Origin of the sequence: Bacillus sp. TH22 (genome assembly GCF_016651015.1) — a bacterium.
Classification (GTDB): Bacteria; Bacillota; Bacilli; order Bacillales; family Bacillaceae_G; genus Bacillus_A; species Bacillus_A mycoides.
Genome location: NZ_JAEKER010000001.1, coordinates 2932679 through 2956469, shown reverse-complemented (window position 1 = coordinate 2956469; position 23791 = coordinate 2932679). Strand labels below are relative to the sequence as shown.

Here is a 23791-nt window from a genome sequence, read left to right as displayed (position 1 = left end):
CCTGTAGACTAAAAGGGAGGTAGGCCCCTTGATAGATGTAAATAACTTTGAATATATGAAGATTGGACTTGCTTCACCTGACAAGATTCGTTCTTGGTCATACGGTGAAGTTAAGAAACCAGAAACAATTAACTATCGTACGTTAAAGCCTGAAAAAGATGGCTTGTTCTGTGAGCGTATTTTCGGACCACAAAAGGACTGGGAATGTCATTGCGGGAAATATAAACGTGTACGTTATAAAGGTGTAGTTTGTGATCGATGTGGCGTTGAAGTAACGCGTGCAAAAGTTCGTCGTGAACGTATGGGTCATATCGAATTAGCTGCTCCTGTATCTCATATTTGGTATTTCAAAGGTATCCCGAGCCGCATGGGACTTGTCTTAGACATGTCCCCTCGCGCGCTTGAAGAAGTAATTTATTTCGCTTCTTATGTTGTAACAGAAAGTGGAGATACACCACTTGATAAGAAGCAATTACTTTCTGAAAAAGAATACCGTGCATATCGTGATCGATATGGCAGTACATTCCATGCTGCTATGGGTGCAGAAGCGATTAAAAAATTACTGCAAGACATCGATTTAGATAAAGAAGTAGACTTCTTAAAAGAAGAATTAAAAACAGCACAAGGACAACGCCGTACTCGTGCTATTAAACGTCTAGAAGTATTAGAAGCATTCCGTAACTCTGGAAATCACCCATCTTGGATGATCTTAGAGGTTCTTCCAGTTATCCCACCAGAACTACGCCCGATGGTACAGTTAGATGGTGGACGTTTTGCTACTTCTGACTTAAACGACTTATATCGTCGTGTAATTAACCGTAACAACCGTTTAAAACGTCTATTGGACTTAGGTGCACCAAGCATCATCGTTCAAAACGAAAAACGTATGTTACAAGAAGCTGTAGACGCATTAATCGATAATGGTCGCCGTGGCCGTCCAGTTACTGGACCAGGTAACCGTCCATTAAAATCACTATCTCACATGCTTAAAGGTAAACAAGGACGTTTCCGTCAAAACTTATTAGGTAAACGTGTTGACTACTCTGGCCGTTCTGTAATCGTTGTAGGACCGAACTTAAAGATGTACCAATGTGGATTACCGAAAGAAATGGCACTGGAATTGTTTAAACCTTTCGTTATGAAAGAGTTAGTTGGAAAAGGATTAGCACACAACATTAAGAGTGCTAAACGTAAAATCGAGCGTGTACACCCTGAAGTTTGGGACGTTTTAGAATCTGTGATCAAAGAGCATCCAGTACTTCTAAACCGCGCACCAACACTTCACCGTCTTGGTATCCAGGCGTTTGAACCTACACTAGTAGAAGGTCGTGCAATCCGTCTTCACCCACTTGTATGCACTGCATACAACGCGGACTTTGACGGTGACCAAATGGCGGTTCACGTTCCGTTATCATCAGAGGCACAAGCAGAAGCTCGTATTCTTATGTTAGCGGCACAAAACATCTTGAATCCAAAAGACGGAAAACCAGTTGTTACTCCATCTCAGGATATGGTATTAGGTAACTATTACTTAACACTTGAGCGCGAGGGTGCAATCGGTGAAGGTATGGTCTTCAAAGATGCAAACGAAGCAATACTTGCATACCAAAATGGATATGTACATCTGCACACACGTGTTGCAGTTGCTGCGAGTTCGGTAAATAATGTAACATTTACTGAAGAGCAAAAGAGTAAGCTTCTATTAACAACAGTTGGTAAATTAATATTTAACGAAATCTTACCAGAGTCGTTCCCTTATATTAATGAACCAACAAACTCAAACCTTGAAAAAGAAACACCAGCGGAATATTTCGTTGAAAAAGGTGCGAACATTAAAGAAATTATTGCTAGTCGCGAAGAAGTGGCGCCATTTAGCAAGAAAATCCTTGGTAACATTATTGCGGAAGTATTCAAACGTTTCCAAATTACGGAAACATCTCGCATGCTTGACCGTATGAAAAACTTAGGATTTAAATACTCTACAAAAGCTGGTATTACAGTTGGGGTATCAGACATTCTTGTATTAGGCGAAAAAAATGAAATTCTCCATGAAGCACAAGCAAAAGTAGATAATGTAATTAAACAATTCCGTCGCGGTTTAATCACGGAAGAAGAACGTTACGATCGCGTTATCTCTATTTGGAGTAATGCAAAAGATGTTATCCAAGGAAAACTGATGAAATCCTTGAATAAACGCAACCCAATCTTCATGATGAGTGATTCCGGTGCCCGTGGTAATGCATCGAACTTTACTCAGCTTGCTGGTATGCGTGGTCTGATGGCCAATCCATCTGGTCGTATCATTGAGCTTCCGATCAAATCAAGTTTCCGTGAAGGTTTAACAGTACTTGAATACTTCATCTCTACGCATGGTGCGCGTAAAGGTCTTGCCGATACAGCACTTAAAACTGCCGATTCTGGTTACTTAACACGTCGTCTTGTAGACGTTGCACAAGATGTAATTGTTCGTCAAGATGATTGTGGAACAGATCGTGGTTTACTAATTGGTGCGATTAAAGAGGGTAATGAAGTTATTGAGTCACTATATGATCGTCTTGTTGGACGTTTTGCGAGAAAAACTGTAAAACATCCTGAAACAGGTGAAGTATTAATTGCTGAAAATCAATTAATTACTGAAGACATTGCTCATATCGTTGAAAAGTCGGGTGTTGAAACTGTAAACATTCGTTCAGCGTTTACGTGTAATACTCGCCATGGTGTATGTAAGAAGTGTTACGGTCGTAACTTAGCAACTGGTACAGACGTAGAAGTAGGAGAAGCGGTAGGTATTATCGCAGCTCAATCTATCGGTGAGCCAGGTACACAGTTAACGATGCGTACGTTCCATACAGGTGGGGTTGCCGGAGATGACATCACACAAGGTTTACCTCGTATCCAAGAGATCTTCGAAGCTCGTAATCCGAAGGGTCAGGCAGTTATCAGTGAAATTGACGGTGTTATCGCAGCGATCAACGATGTTAAAGATCGCCAAGAAGTAGTTGTACAGGGTGAAGTTGAAGCTCGTACGTATGCTATTCCTTACGGTGCTCGTCTGAAAGTAACTCTAGGACAGCCAATTAGCCACGGTAAAGAGTTAACAGAAGGTTCTATTGATCCGAAGGAATTACTAAAAGTAACGGACATTACAGCAGTTCAAGAATACTTATTACGTGAAGTTCAAAAAGTATACCGTATGCAAGGGGTAGAAATTGGTGACAAACACGTAGAAGTAATGGTACGTCAAATGCTACGTAAAGTTCGTGTAAGTGATGCGGGTGAAACAGATGTATTACCAGGAACGTTACTAGATATCCATCAGTTTACTGATGCGAATGCGAAGGTGTTACTGAAAGGTAAACAACCAGCAACGGCTAGACCGGTTCTACTTGGTATTACAAAAGCTTCACTTGAGACAGATTCGTTCTTATCTGCGGCGTCATTCCAAGAAACAACTCGTGTTCTAACAGATGCAGCAATTAAGGGTAAACGCGATGAGCTTCTAGGATTGAAAGAGAATGTTATTATCGGTAAGCTTGTTCCTGCTGGAACAGGTATGAATCGTTATCGCAAAGTGGATCTTGTAAAAACAACACAAGATAACATGAATGTAGAAAACGATGAAGTTTATGTGGAACAGTAAAATTTTCCGTCGTAAATTTTGTATAAAAACAGCTAATCCTAGTTGACATTGTATGAGACAAAATGTTACTATAATCAAGGTTGCTCCTGAACGATGCTTTGGAGGATATTTATATGTCTTATCAAAAAGTGTCAAATGCTGAAAATGTAGTCGTTGGTCATAAACGAACATTGGAAGCAATCAAAAATGGTATAGTTAAAGAAGTTGTTATTGCGGAAGATGCTGATGTGCGGTTAACCCATGTTATCATTCGTACTGCCTTGCAACATAACATACCCATAACAAAAGTTGAATCAGTTCGTAAGCTTGGAAAAGTTTCGGGGATTCAAGTGGGAGCTTCAGCAATAGGAATAATAAGTTAAAACTGTTTTTGTGAGGAGAGAGCATTTGCTCTTCCTTGCAAAAACTTTGTTTTCAACTAATAATGAACCACCTGGATATGTGGTCATACAAACATGCGAAGGGAGGATAATCAAATGCCTACTATTAACCAATTAGTGAGAAATGGTCGTACTGATAAAGTATGGAAGTCTAAATCACCTGCGTTAAACAAAGGTTTTAATTCTTTAAAGAAAAAATCAACTGATATCTCTGCACCTCAAAAACGTGGTGTGTGTACTCGTGTTGGTACAATGACTCCGAAGAAACCTAACTCAGCGTTACGTAAATACGCTCGTGTACGTTTAACAAATGGTATTGAAGTTACAGCTTACATCCCAGGTATCGGTCATAACCTACAAGAGCATAGCGTAGTATTAATTCGCGGTGGTCGAGTAAAGGATTTACCAGGGGTACGTTACCACATCGTTCGTGGTGCGCTTGATACAGCTGGTGTTGACAAACGTATGCAAGGACGTTCTAAATATGGTACTAAGCGACCAAAACCTGCTAAAAAATAATAAATTTATAATGAAAGGAGGAACTCAATATGCCTCGTAAAGGACCTGTTGCGAAACGTGACGTGTTACCAGATCCAATGTACAATTCTAAGCTTGTAACACGCCTAATCAACAAAATGATGGTTGACGGTAAAAAAGGTAAATCTCAAACAATTCTTTATAACGCTTTCGAGATCGTTCGTGAACGTTCAGATAAAGAACCAATGGAAGTATTCGAGCAAGCTCTTAAGAACATCATGCCTGTTCTTGAAGTACGCGCTCGTCGTGTTGGTGGTGCTAACTACCAAGTTCCAGTTGAGGTTCGTCCAGAACGCCGTACAACTTTAGGTCTTCGCTGGTTAGTAAACTATGCTCGTCTTCGTGGTGAAAAAACTATGGAAGAGCGTCTAGCTTACGAAATCTTAGATGCATCTAACAACGCTGGTGCAGCTGTTAAGAAACGTGAAGATACTCATAAAATGGCAGAAGCTAACAAAGCATTTGCTCATTACCGTTGGTAGGATTCAACGTAAAATAAATGTAAGCATAAACCGCTTTATTTGTCGCTTATGGAAGTGTGGAGAGGGAGAATGCCTCTCCCTTTCGTTGGGCGCTCGTTTTACATAATGAGGGTACTGGACACTGGCATATGTAACAATATAAAGTGGCTTTTTTGCTACTTAAAATAAAATAATCCAATCCATATATGGAAGGAGCAAGACACCAAATGACTAGAGAGTTCTCTTTAGAAAACACTCGTAATATTGGTATCATGGCTCACATCGATGCTGGTAAAACAACAGCAACTGAGCGTATTCTGTATTATACAGGACGTATTCATAAAATCGGTGAAACTCATGAAGGTGCATCTCAGATGGACTGGATGGAGCAAGAGCAAGAACGTGGTATCACAATTACTTCTGCTGCAACTACAGCACAATGGAAAGGTCACCGTGTAAATATCATTGACACTCCAGGACACGTAGATTTCACAGTAGAAGTAGAACGTTCTTTACGCGTACTTGATGGCGCAGTAGCAGTACTTGATGCACAATCTGGTGTAGAACCACAAACAGAAACTGTTTGGCGTCAGGCTACTACTTATGGTGTACCTCGTATCGTATTCGTTAACAAAATGGATAAGATTGGTGCAGATTTCTTATACTCTGTAGGAACAATCCACGATCGTTTACAAGCAAACGCACATCCAATTCAGTTACCAATCGGTGCTGAAGACGAGTTCAATGGTATTATTGACCTTGTTGAAGAGTGTGCTTACATGTACAGTAACGATTTAGGAACAGACATCGAGCGTGTTGAAATTCCTGAAGAGCACAAAGAATTAGCTGAAGAATACCGTGGGAAACTTATTGAAGCGGTAGCTGAGCTTGATGAAGAAATGATGATGAAGTACCTAGAAGGTGAAGAAATCACTGTAGAAGAGCTTAAAGCTGGTATCCGTAAGGCTACAACTTCTGTTGAATTCTTCCCAGTAATCTGTGGTTCTGCATTCAAAAATAAAGGTGTTCAAATTCTGTTAGACGCAGTTATTGACTACCTACCATCTCCATTAGATGTACCCGCTATTAAAGGTACTCTTCCGGATACGGAGGAAGCTATCGAGCGTAAGTCTAGCGATGAAGAACCATTCGCAGCTCTAGCATTCAAAATCATGACTGACCCTTATGTTGGTAAGTTAACGTTCTTCCGTGTGTACTCTGGTGTGTTAAACTCTGGATCATACGTGAAAAACTCAACTAAAGGTAAGCGTGAGCGTGTAGGTCGTATCCTACAAATGCACGCTAACAGCCGTGAAGAGATTTCAACAGTTTACGCTGGTGATATCGCTGCTGCTGTAGGTTTAAAAGATACTACTACTGGTGATACTCTTTGTGATGAGAAGAGTCTTGTTATCCTTGAGTCTATGGAATTCCCAGAACCAGTTATCTCTGTAGCTATCGAACCAAAATCTAAAGCTGACCAAGATAAAATGGGTACAGCATTATCTAAGCTTTCTGAAGAAGATCCAACATTCCGTGCTCACACTGACCAAGAAACTGGCCAAACAATCATCGCTGGTATGGGTGAACTTCACCTTGATATCATTGTTGACCGTATGCGCCGTGAATTCAAAGTGGAAGCAAACGTTGGTGCTCCTCAGGTAGCATACCGTGAGACTTTCCGCGCTGCTGCGAAAGTTGAAGGTAAGTTCGCTCGTCAATCTGGTGGTCGTGGACAATTCGGTCACGTTTGGATTGAGTTTGAACCTAATGAAGAAGGTAAAGGATTCGAATTCCAAAACAAGGTTGTCGGTGGTGTAGTTCCACGTGAATACATCCCAGCTGTTGGAGCGGGTCTTGAAGACGCACTTAAAAATGGTGTACTAGCTGGTTATCCACTAGTTGATATTAAAGCTGCGTTAGTTGACGGATCTTACCATGATGTCGATTCATCTGAGATGGCGTTCAAAATCGCTGCATCTATGGCGCTTAAAGCTGCGGTTTCTAAATGTAGCCCAGTAATTCTTGAGCCAATGATGAAAGTTGAAGTTGTAATTCCTGAAGAGTACATGGGTGACATTATGGGCGACGTAACATCTCGTCGTGGACGTGTAGAAGGTATGGAAGCTCGCGGTAACGCACAAGTTGTTCGCGCTATGGTTCCACTTTCTGAAATGTTCGGTTATGCAACAGCATTACGTTCTAACACTCAAGGACGCGGAACATTCTCAATGACATTTGATCATTATGAAGAAGTACCGAAGTCTGTTTCTGAAGAAATTATTAAAAAAAATAAAGGTGAATAATTGATTTTTATCGATTGTTCAAGTATAACTACTTATGTAAGCTTAGAAAGTGAGACGCAAGTTTCACTTTCTAGTCTAAATATAAAATAACCTATATAAACTAAGGAGGAATTTAGAATGGCTAAAGCTAAATTCGAACGTTCTAAACCCCATGTTAACATCGGTACAATCGGCCACGTTGACCATGGTAAAACTACATTAACTGCTGCGATCACTACAGTTCTTGCAAAAGCTGGTGGTGCTGAAGCACGCGGATACGATCAAATCGACGCTGCTCCAGAAGAAAGAGAGCGCGGAATCACAATCTCAACTGCACACGTTGAGTACGAAACTGAAACTCGTCACTATGCACACGTTGACTGCCCAGGTCATGCTGACTATGTTAAAAACATGATCACTGGTGCTGCTCAAATGGACGGCGGTATCTTAGTAGTATCTGCTGCTGATGGTCCAATGCCTCAAACACGTGAGCACATCCTTCTTTCTCGTCAAGTAGGTGTTCCTTACATCGTTGTATTCTTAAACAAATGCGACATGGTAGATGACGAAGAATTATTAGAATTAGTAGAAATGGAAGTTCGCGACCTATTATCTGAATACGGATTCCCAGGCGACGATATTCCTGTAATTAAAGGTTCTGCTCTTAAAGCTCTTCAAGGAGAAGCTGAGTGGGAAGAAAAAATCATCGAATTAATGACTGAAGTTGATGCTTACATCCCAACTCCAGAACGTGAAACTGACAAACCATTCTTAATGCCTATCGAGGATGTATTCTCTATCACAGGTCGTGGTACAGTTGCAACTGGTCGTGTTGAGCGTGGAATCGTTAAAGTTGGTGACGTAGTAGAAATCATCGGTCTTGCTGAAGAGAATGCTACTACAACTGTAACTGGTGTAGAAATGTTCCGTAAGCTTCTTGACCAAGCTCAAGCTGGAGACAACATCGGTGCTCTACTTCGTGGGGTTGCTCGTGAAGACATCCAACGTGGACAAGTTCTTGCTAAAACTGGCTCTGTAAAAGCACACGCTAAATTCAAAGCTGAGGTTTTCGTATTATCTAAAGAAGAAGGTGGACGTCATACTCCATTCTTCGCTAACTACCGTCCGCAGTTCTACTTCCGTACAACTGACGTAACTGGTATCATCCAATTACCAGAAGGTACTGAAATGGTAATGCCTGGTGACAACATCGAAATGACTATCGAACTTATCGCTCCAATCGCTATCGAAGAGGGAACTAAATTCTCTATTCGTGAAGGTGGACGTACAGTAGGTTACGGTGTAGTTGCTACAATCGTTGCTGAGTAGTCTTTAATTAGATTATTAAAAACTCAAGGGATTCTCCCTTGAGTTTTTTTATTGCTTATTACTATAGAAGAAAGAGATGTATTTTCTATTTTTGGATGAGTTTCTTCTATAGTATATAAAACGAAAACAACACCCAAAAACTGTAAGGTGAATAAGAGTAGATGAAAACTTGATATTCTTTAAAGTGCCATGTATAATAGCAAAAGTAGAGAAAAGCAGATGCGAACAAAAAGATGCTTGCATCTAGACGAATAACATTGTATAATAGACAATGTTGGTCTTTGACTGCGATGAAGTGGAAGGTTGCTGACACACCCGGCCGCTTTGCCATGGCATGGTGTGGGGAAATTTCCATGGAGAAGGTCTATTTTAGAAATAGGCGAACGAAGGAGGGAAAATAATGGCAAAAGAAAAAATTCGTATCCGTTTAAAAGCTTATGATCACCGTATTCTTGATCAATCAGCTGAGAAAATTGTAGAAACAGCTAAGCGTTCTGGGGCAACAGTTTCTGGTCCGATCCCATTACCAACTGAGAAGACTATTTACACAATTCTTCGTGCTGTTCATAAGTACAAAGATTCTCGTGAACAATTCGAAATGCGCACACACAAACGTCTAATCGACATCGTGAGTCCTACTCCGCAAACAGTAGATTCATTAATGCGTTTAGATTTACCATCTGGTGTAGATATCGAAATCAAACTATAATTCATATAACTTAAAAATGTAGGAGGTGTAACTCATGACCAAAGGAATCTTAGGAAGAAAGATCGGTATGACTCAAGTATTTGCTGAGAACGGTGAGTTAATCCCAGTAACGGTAATCGCTGCTAATCCAAACGTTGTTCTTCAAAAGAAAACAACTGAAACTGATGGCTACAACGCAATTCAGTTAGGATTTGAAGATAAACGTGAAAAGTTAACTAACAAACCTGAACAAGGCCACACTGCTAAAGCATCTACAACTCCTAAGCGCTTCATTCGCGAAATCCGCGATGCAGACGTGGACGGATTAGAGGTTGGTCAAGAGGTAAAAGTTGAAGTTTTCGCTGCAGGTGAAATCGTTGACGTAACAGGAATTTCTAAAGGTAAAGGTTTCCAAGGTGTTATTAAACGCCACGGACAATCTCGCGGACCTATGTCTCATGGTTCTCGCTATCACCGTCGTCCAGGTTCAATGGGGCCAGTTGCTCCGAACCGTGTATTCAAAGGCAAAAAACTTGCTGGACGTATGGGTGGAGACCAAGTTACTATCCAAAACTTAGAAATCGTTCAAGTTGACACTGAGCGCAACTTATTACTAGTAAAAGGTAACGTTCCAGGTGCTAAGAAATCTCTTGTAGTTGTTCAAGGCGCTGTGAAGGTTAGCAAATAATTCACAATAGGAAGGAGGAATTCCAATGCCAAAAGTTACTGTATATAACCAAACTGGTTCACAGGTTGGTGAAATCGAATTAGCTGAAGCTATTTTCGGTATCGAACCAAATGAAGCTGTACTATTTGAAGCTGTAATGATGCAACGTGCATCTTTACGTCAAGGTACACATAAAGTAAAAACTCGCTCTGAAGTTCGTGGTGGTGGTCGTAAACCATGGCGTCAAAAAGGAACTGGACGTGCTCGTCAAGGTTCTATCCGCTCTCCTCAATGGCGTGGTGGTGGTACGGTATTCGGACCTACACCAAGAAGCTATGCGTACAAACTTCCTAAGAAAGTTCGTCGTTTAGCAATCAAATCTGCATTAGCTACTAAAGTAGTTGAGAACAACATTGTAGTTCTTGAGGACCTAGTGTTAAATGCACCAAAAACAAAAGACATGGTAGCAGTACTTAAAGGATTAACTGTTGAGAAGAAAGCTCTTATCGTAACTGCTGATGCAAACGAATCTGTAGAGTTATCTGCTCGCAATATCCCTGGAGTAACAGTAATCACTGCTGATGGCGTAAACGTGCTAGATGTGCTTCATCATGATAAGCTAATCATGACAAAAGCGGCAGTGGAAAAAGTAGAGGAGGTGCTTGCATAATGAGAGATCCTCGTGATATCATTAAGCGCCCAGTTATCACTGAACGTTCTATGGAAATGATGGCTGAAAAAAAATACACGTTCGACGTGGACGTTAAATCTAATAAAACAGAGGTTAAAGACGCTATAGAAGCGATCTTTGGTGTTAATGTAGACAAAGTAAATATCATGAACTACAAGCCGAAAGCAAAACGTGTTGGTCGTCACGCTGGTTTTACTAGCCGTCGTCGTAAAGCAATCGTTAAGCTAACTGCTGACAGCAAAGAAATCGAAATCTTCCAAGGCGTTTAATTCTTACTAAAGAAGGAGGGAAATTGAGATGGGAATTAAAAAGTATAATCCAACTACTAACGGTCGTCGTAACATGACTACGAATGATTTCGCTGAAATCACGACCGACAGACCGGAAAAGTCTTTACTTGCTCCTTTAAGCAAAAAGGCTGGTCGTAATAACCAAGGTAAAATTACTGTACGTCATCAAGGTGGCGGACATAAGCGTCAATACCGTATCATCGACTTTAAGCGTAACAAAGATGGAATTCCAGGACGCGTTGCTACGATCGAATATGATCCAAACCGCTCTGCGAATATCGCATTAATTAACTACGTTGACGGTGAAAAACGTTACATTCTTGCTCCTAAAACTTTAGAAGTGGGTATGGAAGTTATGTCTGGTCCTGAATCTGACATTAAAATCGGTAACGCATTACCATTAATCAACATTCCAGTAGGTACTGTTGTTCATAACATCGAGCTTAAGCCTGGTCGTGGCGGACAATTAGTTCGTTCTGCTGGTACATCTGCTCAAGTACTTGGTAAAGAAGGAAAATACGTACTTGTACGTTTAACTTCTGGTGAAGTACGTTTAGTATTATCTGCTTGTCGCGCTTCAATCGGTCAAGTTGGTAACGAACAACACGAACTTATCAAAATCGGTAAAGCAGGTCGCTCTCGCTGGTTAGGTAAGCGCCCAACAGTTCGTGGTTCTGTAATGAACCCGGTTGATCACCCACACGGTGGTGGTGAAGGTCGCTCTCCAATCGGACGTAAGTCTCCAATGTCTCCATGGGGTAAACCAACTCTTGGATTCAAGACTCGTAAGAAAAACAAAGCGTCTGATAAATTTATCGTTCGTCGTCGTAAAAAATAATGGGATTGTAGTACGGTTCGCTTCAAGAACCGTACGCCAATCACGAAGGGAGGCACCAAAATGGCTCGTAGCTTAAAAAAAGGACCATTTGTCGATGATCACTTAATGAACAAAATGGAAAAATTAGTTGCATCTGAGCAAAAACAAGTTGTTAAAACTTGGTCTCGCCGTTCAACAATCTTCCCTCAGTTCATCGGACATACAATTGCTGTATATGATGGTCGTAAACACGTACCTGTGTACATCACTGAGGATATGGTTGGCCATAAGTTAGGTGAATTCGCACCAACTCGTACGTATAAAGGTCACCTTGCTGACGATAAGAAAACTAGAAGATAATGAGAGGAGGCACTTCAATGCAAGCTAAAGCAGTAGTGAGAACAGTTCGTATTGCTCCTCGTAAGGTTCGTTTAGTAGTAGACTTAATCCGAGGTAAGCAAGTGGGTGAAGCGATTGCTATCCTTAACCACACACCAAAAACTGCTTCTCCAGTTGTAGAAAAAGTTTTAAAATCTGCAATCGCAAATGCAGAGCACAATTATGAGATGGATATTAACAACCTAGTTGTTGAAAAAGTCTTCGTTGACGAAGGTCCAACGTTGAAACGTTTCCGTCCACGTGCAATGGGTCGTGCAAGCCAAATTAACAAACGCACAAGCCACATCACAGTTGTGGTATCAGAAAAGAAGGAGGGATAATCGATGGGTCAGAAGGTTAATCCAATTGGTCTTCGTGTCGGTATTATCCGCGACTGGGAATCTCGTTGGTTCGCTGAGAAAGATTATGCTACGTTATTACATGAAGACATCAAAATCCGTGAGTACATTACTGTACGCTTAAAAGATTCTGCTGTTGCTAAAGTAGAAATCGAACGTGCAGCAAATCGTGTAAATGTTACAATTCACACTGCAAAACCTGGTATGGTAATTGGTAAAGGTGGTACTGAAGTTGAAGCACTTCGTAAAGCTCTTAACCAATTAACAGGCAAGCGTGTACACATTAACATTTTAGAAGTTAAGAGAGCTGATCTTAACGCTAAATTAGTAGGCGAAAACATCGCTCGTCAATTAGAAAACCGTGTATCATTCCGTCGTGCACAAAAGCAAGTTATTCAACGTGCTATGCGTGCAGGAGCAAAAGGTATTAAAACACAGGTTTCTGGTCGTCTTGGCGGAGCTGATATCGCTCGTGCAGAATCTTACAGTGAAGGAACTGTTCCACTTCATACACTTCGCGCTGATATTGACTATGCAGCAGTTGAAGCTGATACAACATACGGTAAATTAGGCGTAAAAGTATGGATCTACCGTGGAGAAGTCCTTCCTACAAAAAAGAAAGCTTCTGAGGAAGGAGGAAAATAATATGTTAATGCCTAAACGCGTAAAATATCGTAGAGAGCATCGTGGTAAAATGCGTGGTCGTGCAAAAGGTGGAACTGAAATCGCTTTTGGTGAATTTGGTTTACAAGCACTAGCTGCTTCATGGATTACAAACCGTCAAATCGAAGCTGCTCGTCGTGCAATGACTCGTCACATGAAACGTGGCGGTAAAGTATGGATTAAAATTTTCCCTTCTAAACCTTACACTGCAAAACCTCTAGAAGTACGTATGGGTTCCGGTAAAGGGGCACCAGAAGGCTGGGTAGCAGTAGTAAAACCTGGGAAAATTATGTTTGAAATTGCGGGTGTATCTGAAGAGGTAGCACGCGAAGCATTACGTCTTGCAGCTCACAAGTTACCTGTGAAATGTAAATTCGTAAAACGTGAAGAAAATGGTGGTGAATCTAATGAAAACTAATGATATTCGTGAATTAACCACTGCCGAAATCGAAACAAAAGTTAAAGCTTTAAAGGAAGAGTTGTTTAATCTTCGCTTCCAACTTGCTACAGGACAATTAGAGAACCCAACTCGCATCCGTGAAGTACGTAAAGCGATTGCTCGTATGAAAACTGTAGTTTGTGAAAGAGAGATCGGAATTAATCGATAAATTGAGGGGAGGTTTGCATAGTGAGCGAACGTAACCAACGCAAAGTTTATACTGGTCGTGTTGTTTCTGACAAAATGGACAAAACGATTACAGTTTTAGTTGAAACTTACAAAACTCATTCCTTATACGGAAAACGTGTTAAGTATTCTAAAAAGTATAAAGCCCATGATGAGCAAAACCAAGCGAAACTTGGCGATATCGTTAAAATCATGGAAACTCGCCCGCTTTCTGCTACTAAGCGTTTCCGTTTAGTTGAAATCGTTGAAGAAGCGGTTGTTATCTAAATAGACGAATCGGAATTTTTAGTCCGAAGGGAGGTTTCATAACATGATCCAACAAGAATCTCGTTTGAAAGTTGCTGACAACTCTGGTGCACGTGAACTTTTAACAATTAAAGTATTAGGCGGCTCTGGTCGTAAATATGCTTATATTGGTGATATTATCGTTGCTACGGTAAAACAAGCAACACCAGGTGGCGTTGTTAAAAAAGGTGACGTTGTTAAGGCAGTAGTGGTACGTACGAAGAGCGGAGCTCGTCGTCCGGACGGTTCTTACATTAAATTTGATGAAAACGCAGCGGTTATCATCAAAGACGATAAGAGCCCACGTGGTACTCGTATCTTCGGACCAGTAGCTCGTGAATTACGTGATAGCAACTTCATGAAGATCGTTTCTTTAGCTCCAGAAGTTCTATAATTTAAGGTATTGCCTTGCTAAGGAGGTGCAGAATTAAGATGCATGTAAAAAAAGGTGATAAAGTTCAGGTAATCACTGGTAAAGACAAAGGAAAACAAGGTGTTATCCTTGTGGCTTTCCCAAAGCAAAACCGTGTTATCGTTGAGGGTGTTAACATCGTTAAAAAACACTCTAAGCCATCTCAATTAAATCCACAAGGTGGAATTATTACGAAAGAAGCACCTATTCACGTTTCTAATGTTATGGTATTAGATCCGAAAACAGGCGAACCTACTCGCGTAGGCTTCAAAGTAGAAGATGGTAAAAAAGTGCGTATTGCAAAAAAATCTGGTGAATTATTAGATAAATAATTTTCTTAAGAAAGGAGGTCACTTCATTGAATCGCCTTAAAGAGAAGTTCCAAAAGGAAATTACTCCTGCTCTAATGAGCAAGTTTAACTATAAATCTGTGATGGAAGTACCGAAAATCGAAAAGATCGTAATCAACACTGGTGTTGGTGACGCGGTATCTAACTCAAAAGCTTTAGACAATGCAGTAGAAGAATTAACTCAAATCGCAGGTCAAAAACCTGTTGTAACTCGCGCTAAAAAATCAATCGCTGGTTTCCGTCTTCGTGAAGGTATGCCAATCGGTGCGAAAGTAACTTTACGCGGTCAGCAAATGTATGAGTTCTTCGACAAATTAGTATCAGTTTCTTTACCACGTGTACGTGATTTCCGTGGTGTTTCTAAGAAATCATTTGATGGTCGTGGGAACTACACATTAGGTGTTAAAGAGCAACTAATTTTCCCTGAGATTGATTATGATAAAGTAAGCAAAGTCCGAGGTATGGACATCGTAATCGTTACTACAGCGAAAACTGATGAAGAAGCTCGTGAACTTTTAACACAATTCGGTATGCCATTCCAAAAATAATGGAAGCCAACGCTAAGTAGAGGAGGCGAAAACGTGGCTAAAAAATCTATGATCGCGAAACAAAAGCGTACTCCTAAGTTTAAAGTACAAGAGTATACACGTTGCGAACGCTGCGGTCGTCCGCATTCTGTATACCGCAAATTTAAGCTTTGCCGTATTTGTTTCCGTGAACTTGCATATAAAGGTCAAATTCCTGGTGTTAAAAAAGCTAGTTGGTAAAACCCACAAATGGGAAGGAGGTAAAACACATGGTGATGACAGATCCAATTGCAGACATGCTTACTCGCATCCGTAATGCGAATATGGTACGTCATGAGAAATTAGAGGTTCCTGCTTCTAAAATCAAAAAAGAGATCGCTGATCTTTTAAAGCGTGAAGGTTTCATTCGTGATGTAGAATACATCGGGGATAACAAACAAGGTATCCTTCGTATTTTCCTGAAATATGGTGCAAACAATGAACGTGTAATCACTGGATTAAAGCGTATCAGTAAACCTGGCTTACGCGTTTACGCAAAAGCTGATGAAGTACCTCGTGTACTTAACGGATTAGGTATCGCTCTTGTTTCTACATCTAAGGGAGTAATGACAGACAAAGATGCTCGTCAATTACAAACTGGTGGAGAAGTAGTAGCATACGTTTGGTAATATATATTTAAAACGAACGGAGGTGTGACCACATGTCTCGTATTGGTAAAAAGATTCTTGAAATCCCTGCAGGTGTTACTATTACAGTTGCAGAAGACAATACTGTAACAGTAAAAGGCCCTAAAGGTGAATTAACTCGTACTTTCAAAACTGATATGTCTATCAAAATTGAAGAAAATACACTAACAGTTGAGCGTCCATCTGAACAGAAGGAACACCGTGCATTACACGGTACAACTCGTGCTTTAATCGGAAACATGGTTGAAGGTGTAACTACAGGTTTTGCACGCGGACTTGAATTAGTCGGTGTTGGTTACCGTGCTCAAAAACAAGGTGATAAACTTGTTTTAAGCGTAGGTTATTCTCATCCAGTAGAAATGACTCCAGAAGCAGGACTTGAAGTTGAAGTACCTGTACCAACTAAAATCGTAATTAAAGGTATCGACAAGCAACGTGTTGGCGAATTTGCTGCTAACATCCGTGCTGTACGTGCTCCTGAGCCATATAAAGGTAAAGGTATTCGTTACGAAGGCGAAGTTGTTCGTCGTAAAGAAGGTAAAACTGCTAAGTAAACCCGTTAGGTGAAAGAAAGGAGTGACAAGAATGATCACTAAAGCTGCTAAAAATGCGACTCGTAAGAAAAGACATGCACGTGTACGTGCTAAACTTACTGGTACTGCAGAACGTCCACGTTTAAACGTGTACCGTTCTAACCAACATATTTACGCTCAAGTTATTGATGATGTAAATGGTGTAACATTAGTAAGTGCATCTACTCTTGATAAAGACCTTGCTCTTAACGGTACTAGCAATACTGAAGCTGCTACGAAAGTTGGAGAATCAGTTGCTAAGCGTGCTGTAGAGAAAGGCGTTAAAGAAGTAGTATTTGATCGCGGTGGTTACTTATACCATGGCCGTGTTAAAGCTCTAGCTGAAGCTGCTCGTGAGGCTGGATTACAATTTTAATGGTCAAAGGAGGGAAAATTGATGCAACGCATTGACCCAAGTAAATTAGAACTTGAAGAACGTGTAGTTACGATAAATCGTGTCGCGAAAGTTGTTAAGGGTGGTCGTCGTTTCCGCTTTGCTGCACTAGTTGTAGTTGGCGATAAAAACGGTCATGTTGGATTCGGTACTGGTAAAGCACAAGAGGTACCAGACGCAATCCGTAAAGCTATCGAAGACGCTAAGAAAAACCTAATCGCTGTACCATTAGTTGGTACAACAATTCCACATACAATCAACGGTCATTTTGGAGCTGGTGAAGTATTCTTAAAACCTGCTGCTGAGGGTACTGGTGTTATTGCTGGTGGACCTGTTCGTGCGGTACTAGAATTAGCTGGTGTACAAGATATTCTTTCGAAATCTCTTGGTACTAACACACCAATCAACATGATTCGCGCTACTGTGAACGGATTAAGCGAACTTAAGCGCGCTGAAGATGTTGCAAAATTACGCGGTAAATCTGTAGAAGAGCTACTAGGTTAAGGAGGGAAAACAAATGGCGAAAAAGTTAGAAATTACCCTCACTCGTAGTGTAATTGGTCGTCCACAAGATCAACGTGCGACGGTAGAAGCTTTAGGTCTTAAAAAGTTGAATTCAACTGTAGTTAAGGAAGAAACTCCTGCTATTCTTGGTATGATCAACAAAGTTTCTCACCTTATCTCTGTAAAAGAAGCTTAAGGATAACTCATTAATATAAGGAGGTGCCTGGGAATGAAACTTCATGAATTAAAACCTGCAGAAGGTTCTCGTAAAGTACGTAACCGTGTCGGTCGTGGTATCGGTTCTGGTAACGGTAAAACTGCTGGTAGAGGTCATAAAGGACAAAACGCACGTTCTGGCGGCGGTGTTCGTCTTGGCTTCGAAGGTGGTCAAACTCCACTATTCCGTCGTTTACCAAAACGCGGCTTCACAAACATTAACCGTAAAGAGTTTACTATTGTAAACTTATCAACGTTAAATCGTTTTGAAGATGGTACAGAAGTAACACCTGAATTATTGCTGGAAACTGGCGTTATCAGCAAGTTAAACGACGGTGTTAAAATTCTTGCAAGCGGAGCAGTAGAGAAAAAATTAACTGTTAAAGCGCACAAGTTCTCTTCAAGTGCTAAAGAAGCAATTGAAGCAGCTGGCGGATCAGTTGAGGTGATCTAATGTTTCGTACAATCTCCAACTTTATGCGCGTTGCTGAGATAAGACGTAAAATATTATTCACTTTAGCGATGTTAGTCGTATTCAGGATTGGCACGTTTATCCCAGTGCCATTTACAAATGGAGACGTACTGAAAGCACAAGATCAATTAAATGCCTTAGGTATCCTAAATACATTTGGCGGTGGCGCCTTGAAGAACTTCTCCATCTTCGCGATGGGAATCATGCCGTATATTACAGCATCCATCATCGTGCAATTATTGCAGATGGATGTTGTTCCTAAATTTTCGGAATGGTCGAAGCAAGGCGAAATGGGCCGTCGTAAACTAACGCAATTCACGCGTTACTTTACAATTGTTCTTGCGTTTATTCAGGGGTTTGGTATGTCAATCGGTTTTAACGGTATGGTAGGTGGGCAATTAATTTTGAATCCAGGTTGGAGCACTTATTTATACATTGCTACGGTACTGACTGCTGGTACTGCATTTTTAATGTGGTTAGGTGAACAGATTACATCTAAAGGTGTAGGTAATGGTATTTCCATTCTTATCTTTGGTGGTATTGCCGCAGCGATCCCAAGTGTTATATCTCAAGTGTATCAACAACAGTTTCAAAATATCGGAGATCAATTGTTCATGAGTATCGTTAAAGTTGCATTGATTTTACTAGCTGTGCTAGCAGTTATTGTTGGTGTTATTTTCATTCAACAGGCTGTTAGAAAGATCCCAATTCAATACGCGAAGCGTGTAACAGGAGGGAATGGGAATCATGCTGGAGCACAAAACACTCATTTACCACTTAAGGTAAATAGTGCGGGTGTTATTCCAGTCATTTTTGCTGTTTCATTCTTAATTACGCCTCCAACTATTGCACAGTTCTTCCCGAAACATGATGTATCGCAGTGGATTATTGCAAACTTTAACTATTCTCACCCAGTGGGAATGATCATATATGTTGCGCTCATTGTAGCCTTCACATACTTCTATGCATTTGTTCAGGTTAATCCAGAGCAAATGTCAGAGAATCTAAACAAGCAAGGTGGATATGTTCCAGGTATTCGTCCGGGTAAGAATACAGAACAATATCTAACAAAAATCTTGTATCGTTTGACCTTTGTGGGATCAATTTTCCTAGCAGCGATTGCAATCTTACCAGTTATCTTTACGAAATTGGGAAATCTTCCTCCATCTGCACAGATTGGTGGAACGAGTATGTTAATCGTTGTCGGCGTTGCTTTAGAAACAATGAAGCAGCTAGAAAGCCAATTGGTAAAACGCCATTACAAAGGGTTTATCAAGCAGTGAGTAAGTGGGAAGAACTGTCTTCCCTACATGCTCATGTACTGAGGGGGAACAAGGATGAACTTGATTTTAATGGGGCTTCCTGGTGCTGGTAAAGGTACACAAGCCGAACAGATTGTTGCCAAGTATAACATCCCTCACATCTCAACAGGAGATATGTTCCGTGCAGCTATGAAGGCTGAAACTGAACTTGGTTTACAAGCAAAATCTTTTATTGATAAAGGTGCGCTTGTTCCAGATGAAGTTACAATTGGAATTGTTCGTGAACGTTTAAGCCAAGAAGACTGTATTAAAGGCTTCTTATTAGATGGTTTCCCACGAACTGTTGCACAAGCATCAGCTCTTGAAGAGATTATGAAAGATCTTGGCAAAAAAATCGACTATGTTTTAAACATTAATGTGGATTCAGGATTGTTATTAACACGCCTTACAGGCCGTCGCATTTGTAAAGAATGCGGTGCAACTTACCACTTAGAATTCAATCCGCCAGCAAAAGCTGATGTGTGCGATAAATGTGGTGGCGAATTATATCAACGCTCTGATGACAATGAAGAAACTGTAGCAAATCGTTTAGATGTAAATATTAAGCAAACAAAACCTTTGCTTGATTTCTACGAGGAGCTTGGCTACTTACAAAGCATTAATGGTGAGCAAGATATCAATAAAGTATTTGCTGATATCGATGTTCTCATCGGAGGCTTAGCGTAATGATCATCTGCAAAACTCCTCGCGAGATAGAAATCATGCGAGAAGCTGGCAGGATCGTTGCTTTAACTCATCAAGAGTTGAAACAACATATTACTCCAGGAATTACAACGAAAGAGCTCGATCAAATAGCGGAAAAGACGATTCGAAAATATGGTGCTACGCCATCTTTTAAAGGATACAACGGATTTCCGGGGAGCATTTGTGCTTCTGTAAATGAAGAGCTTGTACACGGGATTCCAGGGAAGCGTAAGCTCGAAGAGGGCGATATCATCAGTATCGATATTGGTGCGAAATACAATGGGTACCATGGAGATTCTGCATGGACGTATCCAGTTGGAAACATTTCTGAATCTGTTCAAAAGCTACTTGATGTCACAGAAAAATCGTTGTATCTTGGTCTAGAACAAGTAAAACCAGACGAAAGATTATCAAATATCTCGCATGCGGTTCAAACACATGCTGAAGAGAATGGGTTCTCGATCGTTAGGGAGTATGTTGGTCACGGAATCGGGCAAGACTTACATGAGGACCCTCAAATCCCGCACTATGGTCCACCAAATAGAGGCCCTAGATTAAAGCCGGGAATGGTCATCTGTGTTGAGCCGATGGTGAATCAAGGAAGACGATATGTAAAAACACTATCTGATGACTGGACAGTGGTAACGGTAGATGGTAAATGGTGTGCCCATTTTGAGCACACGATTGCTCTTACAGAAGCAGGATACGAAATCCTTACCACTTTATAAGTAGCTGGCTCTCCGGGATTTCAGAGCAGTGTAAAATGTTACTGATTTGAAGAAGGGAGAACTATTGAATGGCTAAAGATGATGTAATTGAAGTCGAAGGTACCGTTCTTGAAACGTTGCCAAATGCTATGTTCAAAGTAGAATTAGAGAATGGGCATGTCGTATTGGCTCACGTTTCTGGTAAAATCCGTATGAACTTCATTCGTATTTTACCAGGAGACAAAGTTACGGTAGAATTATCTCCGTACGATTTAAATCGTGGTCGTATTACGTACCGTTTTAAATAATATAGCACTCCGTAATCTTTAAGGAGGTTCGAGACATGAAAGTAAGACCGTCAGTTAAACCAATCTGCGAAAAATGTAAAGTTATTCGTAGACGTGGAAAAGTAATGGTTATTTGTGAAAACCCTAAACATAAACAAAAACAAGGTTAATCAGAAGGAGGTGCATTCAGAATGGCACGTATCGCAGGTGTAGATATTCCTCGTGACAAGCGCGTTGTTATTTCTTTAACTTACGTATTCGGCATTGGTCGCACAACTGCTGAAAAAATTATTACAGAAGCTGGTATTTCTTCGGAAACACGAGTTCGTGATTTATCGGAAGATGAATTAGGACGTATCCGTGATATCATCGATCGTATTAAAGTTGAGGGAGACCTTCGTCGTGAAGTATCTCTTAACATTAAACGTCTAATGGAGATCGGTTCTTACCGTGGTCTTCGTCACCGTCGTGGTTTACCAGTTCGTGGTCAAAACTCTAAAAACAATGCTCGTACACGTAAAGGTCCACGTCGTACAGTAGCAAATAAAAAGAAATAATAAGTAAAGGAGGTTGAACTAACAATGGCACGTAAAACAAACACTCGTAAAAAACGTGTGAAAAAGAATATTGAAGCTGGTATAGCTCATATTCGTTCTACTTTCAACAACACAATCGTAACACTTACAGATACTCATGGTAACGCACTTTCTTGGTCTAGTGCTGGTGCACTTGGTTTCCGTGGATCTCGTAAATCTACTCCATTCGCTGCGCAAATGGCTGCTGAAGCTGCTTCTAAAGTTGCAATGGAGCATGGTTTAAAAACTTTAGAGGTTACTGTTAAAGGTCCTGGTGCTGGTCGTGAAGCTGCAATTCGTGCTCTTCAAGCGGCAGGTCTAGAAGTAACAGCAATTAGAGATGTTACTCCAGTTCCTCATAATGGATGTCGTCCACCAAAACGTCGTCGTGTGTAATTTTTCTGTATAGAATTTTCCCTTTTGTCTATAATGGATATGATGCATTATCGAGAAATTTCGTACAGAAACATCGCTTGTTGTGCACAATCGGGAACTGCCTAAGGGGGACTTTCGGTTAAACAGAGGTTCTTCCTTTGTTTAACCGGGGTTTCGACGTTTTGAAGGAGGGTTTAGTTAATGATTGAAATCGAAAAACCGAAAATCGAAACGGTTGAACTTAACGAAGATGCTAAGTATGGCAAATTCGTGATTGAACCGCTTGAGCGTGGATATGGTACTACTTTGGGTAACTCCTTACGTCGTATTCTTTTATCCTCACTCCCTGGTGCCGCTGTAACTGCTATCCAAATCGATGGCGTTTTACACGAATTTTCAACAGTTGAGGGCGTAGTAGAAGACGTTACGACGATGATCTTAAACTTGAAAAAGTTAGCTCTTAAAATCTACTCTGAAGAAGAGAAGACGTTGGAAATCGATGTACAGGGCGAAGGTATTGTCACAGCTGCTGATATTACTCACGATAGTGATGTTGAAATCTTAAATCCAGATTTACACATTGCGACGTTAGCAAAAAATGCGCATTTCCGCATGCGTTTAACTGCAAAGCGTGGCCGTGGGTATACGCCAGCTGATGCAAATAAAAGCGAAGATCAACCAATAGGAGTAATTCCTATTGATTCTATTTATACTCCAGTATCACGTGTGACTTACCAAGTGGAAAAGACACGTGTCGGACAAGTGGCTAATTATGATAAGCTTACGCTTGATGTATGGACGGATGGAAGCATCGGGCCAAAAGAAGCTATCTCTTTAGGTGCCAAAATCTTAACTGAGCATTTAAATATCTTTGTTGGTTTAACTGACGAAGCACAAAATGCTGAGATTATGGTCGAGAAGGAAGAAGATCAAAAAGAAAAAGTTCTTGAGATGACTATCGAAGAACTAGATCTTTCTGTTCGTTCTTATAATTGCCTAAAACGTGCAGGAATTAATACTGTACAAGAGCTTGCGAACAAAACAGAAGAAGATATGATGAAAGTTCGTAACTTAGGACGTAAATCCTTAGAAGAAGTTAAACATAAACTTGAGGAATTAGGTTTAGGTTTACGTAAAGACGACTGAGGATTTAAACCCATCAACAAAGGAGGGAACTACGAATGGCATACAGAAAATTAGGCCGTACAAGTGCGCAACGTAAAGCTATGTTACGTGATTTAGCTACTGATTTAATTATCAACGAGCGCATCCAAACGACAGAAACTCGTGCAAAAGAACTTCGTTCTGTAGTGGAAAAAATGATCACTTTAGGTAAACGCGGAGATCTTCATGCTCGTCGTCAAGCAGCAGCTTTCATCCGTAATGAGGTTGCTAACGCTGAGACTGGTCAAGATGCACTTCAAAAATTATTCGCTGATGTAGCTCCACGCTATGCTGAGCGCCAAGGCGGATACACTCGTATTGCAAAAATTGGTCCACGTCGCGGAGACGCAGCACCAATGGTAATTATCGAGTTAGTATAATGATGATTAAAAGGGCAGGACAGTTCTTTTCAAGTAACTGGTCATGGCCCTTTTTTTTTAAGTATAAAA

General features: G+C 40.7%; 36 protein-coding genes. All 36 read left to right on the top strand.

The window, feature by feature from the left end; all coding sequences use genetic code 11:
- The first annotated feature begins 28 nt into the window (after positions 1–28).
- The 36 genes from rpoC (at position 29) to rplQ (ending at position 23722) form a co-directional block, all read left to right on the top strand.
- Positions 29–3640, top strand: coding sequence for a DNA-directed RNA polymerase subunit beta' (rpoC, locus tag JFU18_RS14985; protein ID WP_002063415.1), 3612 nt, complete (start codon positions 29–31; stop codon positions 3638–3640).
- Between the two features lie 113 nt (positions 3641–3753).
- Positions 3754–4002, top strand: a complete 249-nt coding sequence (locus JFU18_RS14980; RefSeq protein ID WP_000121833.1) for a 50S ribosomal protein L7ae-like protein — start codon at positions 3754–3756, stop codon at positions 4000–4002.
- A 114-nt stretch (positions 4003–4116) separates the two neighbouring features.
- Positions 4117–4539, top strand: coding sequence for a 30S ribosomal protein S12 (rpsL, locus tag JFU18_RS14975; protein WP_001142341.1), 423 nt, complete (start codon positions 4117–4119; stop codon positions 4537–4539).
- A gap of 29 nt (positions 4540–4568) precedes the next feature.
- A complete protein-coding gene (rpsG, locus tag JFU18_RS14970) occupies positions 4569–5039 on the top strand; it encodes a 30S ribosomal protein S7 (protein ID WP_002063416.1) in 471 nt (156 codons plus the stop codon).
- 206 nt (positions 5040–5245) lie between these two features.
- Entirely contained in the window at positions 5246–7324 is a 2079-nt protein-coding gene (gene fusA / locus JFU18_RS14965; RefSeq protein WP_002139943.1) for an elongation factor G, read from the top strand.
- A gap of 117 nt (positions 7325–7441) precedes the next feature.
- Positions 7442–8632, top strand: coding sequence for an elongation factor Tu (gene tuf, locus JFU18_RS14960; protein WP_002009778.1), 1191 nt, complete (start codon positions 7442–7444; stop codon positions 8630–8632).
- A 400-nt stretch (positions 8633–9032) separates the two neighbouring features.
- Positions 9033–9341: a 30S ribosomal protein S10 gene (gene rpsJ / locus JFU18_RS14955; protein WP_001040595.1), complete on the top strand. Its 309-nt coding sequence runs from the start codon at positions 9033–9035 to the stop codon at positions 9339–9341.
- 34 nt (positions 9342–9375) lie between these two features.
- On the top strand, positions 9376–10008 hold the full coding sequence (rplC, locus tag JFU18_RS14950) for a 50S ribosomal protein L3 (RefSeq protein WP_000160209.1): 633 nt from the start codon (positions 9376–9378) through the stop codon (positions 10006–10008).
- Between the two features lie 25 nt (positions 10009–10033).
- A complete protein-coding gene (gene rplD, locus JFU18_RS14945) occupies positions 10034–10657 on the top strand; it encodes a 50S ribosomal protein L4 (protein WP_001127261.1) in 624 nt (207 codons plus the stop codon).
- Entirely contained in the window at positions 10657–10947 is a 291-nt protein-coding gene (gene rplW, locus JFU18_RS14940; protein ID WP_001205557.1) for a 50S ribosomal protein L23, read from the top strand. The genes rplD and rplW overlap by 1 nt, the downstream gene beginning before the upstream one ends.
- A gap of 28 nt (positions 10948–10975) precedes the next feature.
- Positions 10976–11806, top strand: coding sequence for a 50S ribosomal protein L2 (gene rplB, locus JFU18_RS14935; protein ID WP_002063418.1), 831 nt, complete (start codon positions 10976–10978; stop codon positions 11804–11806).
- Between the two features lie 60 nt (positions 11807–11866).
- Positions 11867–12145: a 30S ribosomal protein S19 gene (gene rpsS, locus JFU18_RS14930; protein ID WP_000124452.1), complete on the top strand. Its 279-nt coding sequence runs from the start codon at positions 11867–11869 to the stop codon at positions 12143–12145.
- 17 nt (positions 12146–12162) lie between these two features.
- Positions 12163–12504, top strand: coding sequence for a 50S ribosomal protein L22 (gene rplV, locus JFU18_RS14925; RefSeq protein WP_002009773.1), 342 nt, complete (start codon positions 12163–12165; stop codon positions 12502–12504).
- A gap of 3 nt (positions 12505–12507) precedes the next feature.
- The gene (gene rpsC, locus JFU18_RS14920) at positions 12508–13167 is read left to right on the top strand and encodes a 30S ribosomal protein S3 (protein WP_002009771.1); all 660 of its coding nucleotides are present in this window, start codon (positions 12508–12510) and stop codon (positions 13165–13167) included.
- 1 nt (position 13168) lies between these two features.
- Positions 13169–13603, top strand: coding sequence for a 50S ribosomal protein L16 (gene rplP, locus JFU18_RS14915; protein ID WP_002063419.1), 435 nt, complete (start codon positions 13169–13171; stop codon positions 13601–13603).
- A complete protein-coding gene (rpmC, locus tag JFU18_RS14910; protein ID WP_002091523.1) occupies positions 13593–13793 on the top strand; it encodes a 50S ribosomal protein L29 in 201 nt (66 codons plus the stop codon). The genes rplP and rpmC overlap by 11 nt, the downstream gene beginning before the upstream one ends.
- A 20-nt stretch (positions 13794–13813) precedes the next feature.
- Positions 13814–14077, top strand: coding sequence for a 30S ribosomal protein S17 (gene rpsQ, locus JFU18_RS14905; RefSeq protein ID WP_002091526.1), 264 nt, complete (start codon positions 13814–13816; stop codon positions 14075–14077).
- A 43-nt stretch (positions 14078–14120) separates the two neighbouring features.
- Positions 14121–14489, top strand: a complete 369-nt coding sequence (gene rplN, locus JFU18_RS14900) for a 50S ribosomal protein L14 (RefSeq protein ID WP_002063420.1) — start codon at positions 14121–14123, stop codon at positions 14487–14489.
- Positions 14490–14527: 38 nt separating this feature from the next.
- Positions 14528–14839, top strand: a complete 312-nt coding sequence (gene rplX, locus JFU18_RS14895; RefSeq protein ID WP_000558201.1) for a 50S ribosomal protein L24 — start codon at positions 14528–14530, stop codon at positions 14837–14839.
- Positions 14840–14865: 26 nt separating this feature from the next.
- A complete protein-coding gene (rplE, locus tag JFU18_RS14890) occupies positions 14866–15405 on the top strand; it encodes a 50S ribosomal protein L5 (RefSeq protein WP_002091528.1) in 540 nt (179 codons plus the stop codon).
- A 33-nt stretch (positions 15406–15438) separates the two neighbouring features.
- Positions 15439–15624 (top strand): 30S ribosomal protein S14, encoded by a 186-nt coding sequence (rpsN, locus tag JFU18_RS14885; RefSeq protein WP_001085700.1) that lies wholly within the window; start codon positions 15439–15441, stop codon positions 15622–15624.
- A 29-nt stretch (positions 15625–15653) separates the two neighbouring features.
- A complete protein-coding gene (gene rpsH / locus JFU18_RS14880) occupies positions 15654–16052 on the top strand; it encodes a 30S ribosomal protein S8 (protein ID WP_002091529.1) in 399 nt (132 codons plus the stop codon).
- 32 nt (positions 16053–16084) lie between these two features.
- Positions 16085–16624 (top strand): 50S ribosomal protein L6, encoded by a 540-nt coding sequence (gene rplF / locus JFU18_RS14875; RefSeq protein WP_002063425.1) that lies wholly within the window; start codon positions 16085–16087, stop codon positions 16622–16624.
- Between the two features lie 31 nt (positions 16625–16655).
- The gene (rplR, locus tag JFU18_RS14870) at positions 16656–17018 is read left to right on the top strand and encodes a 50S ribosomal protein L18 (RefSeq protein WP_002009761.1); all 363 of its coding nucleotides are present in this window, start codon (positions 16656–16658) and stop codon (positions 17016–17018) included.
- Positions 17019–17039: 21 nt separating this feature from the next.
- Positions 17040–17540 carry a 30S ribosomal protein S5 gene (rpsE, locus tag JFU18_RS14865; RefSeq protein WP_002063426.1) on the top strand — a complete coding sequence of 167 codons (501 nt, stop codon included), beginning with the start codon at positions 17040–17042 and terminating at the stop codon, positions 17538–17540.
- A 13-nt stretch (positions 17541–17553) separates the two neighbouring features.
- Positions 17554–17736, top strand: a complete 183-nt coding sequence (gene rpmD / locus JFU18_RS14860) for a 50S ribosomal protein L30 (protein ID WP_002009757.1) — start codon at positions 17554–17556, stop codon at positions 17734–17736.
- A 33-nt stretch (positions 17737–17769) separates the two neighbouring features.
- Positions 17770–18210 carry a 50S ribosomal protein L15 gene (gene rplO, locus JFU18_RS14855; RefSeq protein ID WP_002009754.1) on the top strand — a complete coding sequence of 147 codons (441 nt, stop codon included), beginning with the start codon at positions 17770–17772 and terminating at the stop codon, positions 18208–18210.
- Positions 18210–19511, top strand: coding sequence for a preprotein translocase subunit SecY (gene secY, locus JFU18_RS14850; protein ID WP_002091534.1), 1302 nt, complete (start codon positions 18210–18212; stop codon positions 19509–19511). The genes rplO and secY overlap by 1 nt, the downstream gene beginning before the upstream one ends.
- 54 nt (positions 19512–19565) lie before the next feature.
- The gene (locus JFU18_RS14845) at positions 19566–20216 is read left to right on the top strand and encodes an adenylate kinase (protein ID WP_002063428.1); all 651 of its coding nucleotides are present in this window, start codon (positions 19566–19568) and stop codon (positions 20214–20216) included.
- Positions 20216–20962, top strand: coding sequence for a type I methionyl aminopeptidase (map, locus tag JFU18_RS14840; RefSeq protein WP_016094046.1), 747 nt, complete (start codon positions 20216–20218; stop codon positions 20960–20962). Before JFU18_RS14845 ends, map begins: the two co-directional genes overlap by 1 nt.
- A 68-nt stretch (positions 20963–21030) precedes the next feature.
- Positions 21031–21249 carry a translation initiation factor IF-1 gene (infA, locus tag JFU18_RS14835; RefSeq protein WP_001029884.1) on the top strand — a complete coding sequence of 73 codons (219 nt, stop codon included), beginning with the start codon at positions 21031–21033 and terminating at the stop codon, positions 21247–21249.
- Positions 21250–21284: 35 nt separating this feature from the next.
- Positions 21285–21398: a 50S ribosomal protein L36 gene (rpmJ, locus tag JFU18_RS14830; RefSeq protein ID WP_000868344.1), complete on the top strand. Its 114-nt coding sequence runs from the start codon at positions 21285–21287 to the stop codon at positions 21396–21398.
- Between the two features lie 21 nt (positions 21399–21419).
- On the top strand, positions 21420–21785 hold the full coding sequence (rpsM, locus tag JFU18_RS14825; RefSeq protein ID WP_002063431.1) for a 30S ribosomal protein S13: 366 nt from the start codon (positions 21420–21422) through the stop codon (positions 21783–21785).
- Between the two features lie 24 nt (positions 21786–21809).
- Positions 21810–22199 carry a 30S ribosomal protein S11 gene (gene rpsK / locus JFU18_RS14820; protein ID WP_002009745.1) on the top strand — a complete coding sequence of 130 codons (390 nt, stop codon included), beginning with the start codon at positions 21810–21812 and terminating at the stop codon, positions 22197–22199.
- A 180-nt stretch (positions 22200–22379) separates the two neighbouring features.
- Entirely contained in the window at positions 22380–23324 is a 945-nt protein-coding gene (locus JFU18_RS14815; protein WP_002009743.1) for a DNA-directed RNA polymerase subunit alpha, read from the top strand.
- Positions 23325–23359: 35 nt separating this feature from the next.
- Positions 23360–23722, top strand: a complete 363-nt coding sequence (gene rplQ / locus JFU18_RS14810; protein WP_000331490.1) for a 50S ribosomal protein L17 — start codon at positions 23360–23362, stop codon at positions 23720–23722.
- Positions 23723–23791: the final 69 nt, after the last annotated feature.

Excerpts from the sequence above, each read along its gene's own strand:
- rpsS (WP_000124452.1), top strand. The coding sequence starts at position 11,867 with ATGGCTCGTAGCTTAAAAAAAGGACCATTTGTCGATGATCACTTAATG.
- rplP (WP_002063419.1), top strand. The coding sequence starts at position 13,169 with ATGTTAATGCCTAAACGCGTAAAATATCGTAGAGAGCATCGTGGTAAA.
- rpsJ (WP_001040595.1), top strand. The coding sequence starts at position 9,033 with ATGGCAAAAGAAAAAATTCGTATCCGTTTAAAAGCTTATGATCACCGT.
- infA (WP_001029884.1), top strand. The coding sequence starts at position 21,031 with ATGGCTAAAGATGATGTAATTGAAGTCGAAGGTACCGTTCTTGAAACG.
- rpsM (WP_002063431.1), top strand. The coding sequence starts at position 21,420 with ATGGCACGTATCGCAGGTGTAGATATTCCTCGTGACAAGCGCGTTGTT.
- rplB (WP_002063418.1), top strand. The coding sequence starts at position 10,976 with ATGGGAATTAAAAAGTATAATCCAACTACTAACGGTCGTCGTAACATG.
- rplR (WP_002009761.1), top strand. The coding sequence starts at position 16,656 with ATGATCACTAAAGCTGCTAAAAATGCGACTCGTAAGAAAAGACATGCA.
- rpsL (WP_001142341.1), top strand. The coding sequence starts at position 4,117 with ATGCCTACTATTAACCAATTAGTGAGAAATGGTCGTACTGATAAAGTA.
- rplC (WP_000160209.1), top strand. The coding sequence starts at position 9,376 with ATGACCAAAGGAATCTTAGGAAGAAAGATCGGTATGACTCAAGTATTT.
- rpmC (WP_002091523.1), top strand. The coding sequence starts at position 13,593 with ATGAAAACTAATGATATTCGTGAATTAACCACTGCCGAAATCGAAACA.
- rpmJ (WP_000868344.1), top strand. The coding sequence starts at position 21,285 with ATGAAAGTAAGACCGTCAGTTAAACCAATCTGCGAAAAATGTAAAGTT.
- map (WP_016094046.1), top strand. The coding sequence starts at position 20,216 with ATGATCATCTGCAAAACTCCTCGCGAGATAGAAATCATGCGAGAAGCT.
- rplN (WP_002063420.1), top strand. The coding sequence starts at position 14,121 with ATGATCCAACAAGAATCTCGTTTGAAAGTTGCTGACAACTCTGGTGCA.
- JFU18_RS14845 (WP_002063428.1), top strand. The coding sequence starts at position 19,566 with ATGAACTTGATTTTAATGGGGCTTCCTGGTGCTGGTAAAGGTACACAA.
- rplO (WP_002009754.1), top strand. The coding sequence starts at position 17,770 with ATGAAACTTCATGAATTAAAACCTGCAGAAGGTTCTCGTAAAGTACGT.
- rpsG (WP_002063416.1), top strand. The coding sequence starts at position 4,569 with ATGCCTCGTAAAGGACCTGTTGCGAAACGTGACGTGTTACCAGATCCA.
- rpsC (WP_002009771.1), top strand. The coding sequence starts at position 12,508 with ATGGGTCAGAAGGTTAATCCAATTGGTCTTCGTGTCGGTATTATCCGC.
- JFU18_RS14980 (WP_000121833.1), top strand. The coding sequence starts at position 3,754 with ATGTCTTATCAAAAAGTGTCAAATGCTGAAAATGTAGTCGTTGGTCAT.
- rplW (WP_001205557.1), top strand. The coding sequence starts at position 10,657 with ATGAGAGATCCTCGTGATATCATTAAGCGCCCAGTTATCACTGAACGT.
- rpsE (WP_002063426.1), top strand. The coding sequence starts at position 17,040 with ATGCAACGCATTGACCCAAGTAAATTAGAACTTGAAGAACGTGTAGTT.
- rpsK (WP_002009745.1), top strand. The coding sequence starts at position 21,810 with ATGGCACGTAAAACAAACACTCGTAAAAAACGTGTGAAAAAGAATATT.
- tuf (WP_002009778.1), top strand. The coding sequence starts at position 7,442 with ATGGCTAAAGCTAAATTCGAACGTTCTAAACCCCATGTTAACATCGGT.
- rpmD (WP_002009757.1), top strand. The coding sequence starts at position 17,554 with ATGGCGAAAAAGTTAGAAATTACCCTCACTCGTAGTGTAATTGGTCGT.
- rplX (WP_000558201.1), top strand. The coding sequence starts at position 14,528 with ATGCATGTAAAAAAAGGTGATAAAGTTCAGGTAATCACTGGTAAAGAC.
- rplQ (WP_000331490.1), top strand. The coding sequence starts at position 23,360 with ATGGCATACAGAAAATTAGGCCGTACAAGTGCGCAACGTAAAGCTATG.
- fusA (WP_002139943.1), top strand. The coding sequence starts at position 5,246 with ATGACTAGAGAGTTCTCTTTAGAAAACACTCGTAATATTGGTATCATG.
- rplV (WP_002009773.1), top strand. The coding sequence starts at position 12,163 with ATGCAAGCTAAAGCAGTAGTGAGAACAGTTCGTATTGCTCCTCGTAAG.
- secY (WP_002091534.1), top strand. The coding sequence starts at position 18,210 with ATGTTTCGTACAATCTCCAACTTTATGCGCGTTGCTGAGATAAGACGT.
- rplF (WP_002063425.1), top strand. The coding sequence starts at position 16,085 with ATGTCTCGTATTGGTAAAAAGATTCTTGAAATCCCTGCAGGTGTTACT.
- rpsH (WP_002091529.1), top strand. The coding sequence starts at position 15,654 with ATGGTGATGACAGATCCAATTGCAGACATGCTTACTCGCATCCGTAAT.
- rplD (WP_001127261.1), top strand. The coding sequence starts at position 10,034 with ATGCCAAAAGTTACTGTATATAACCAAACTGGTTCACAGGTTGGTGAA.
- JFU18_RS14815 (WP_002009743.1), top strand. The coding sequence starts at position 22,380 with ATGATTGAAATCGAAAAACCGAAAATCGAAACGGTTGAACTTAACGAA.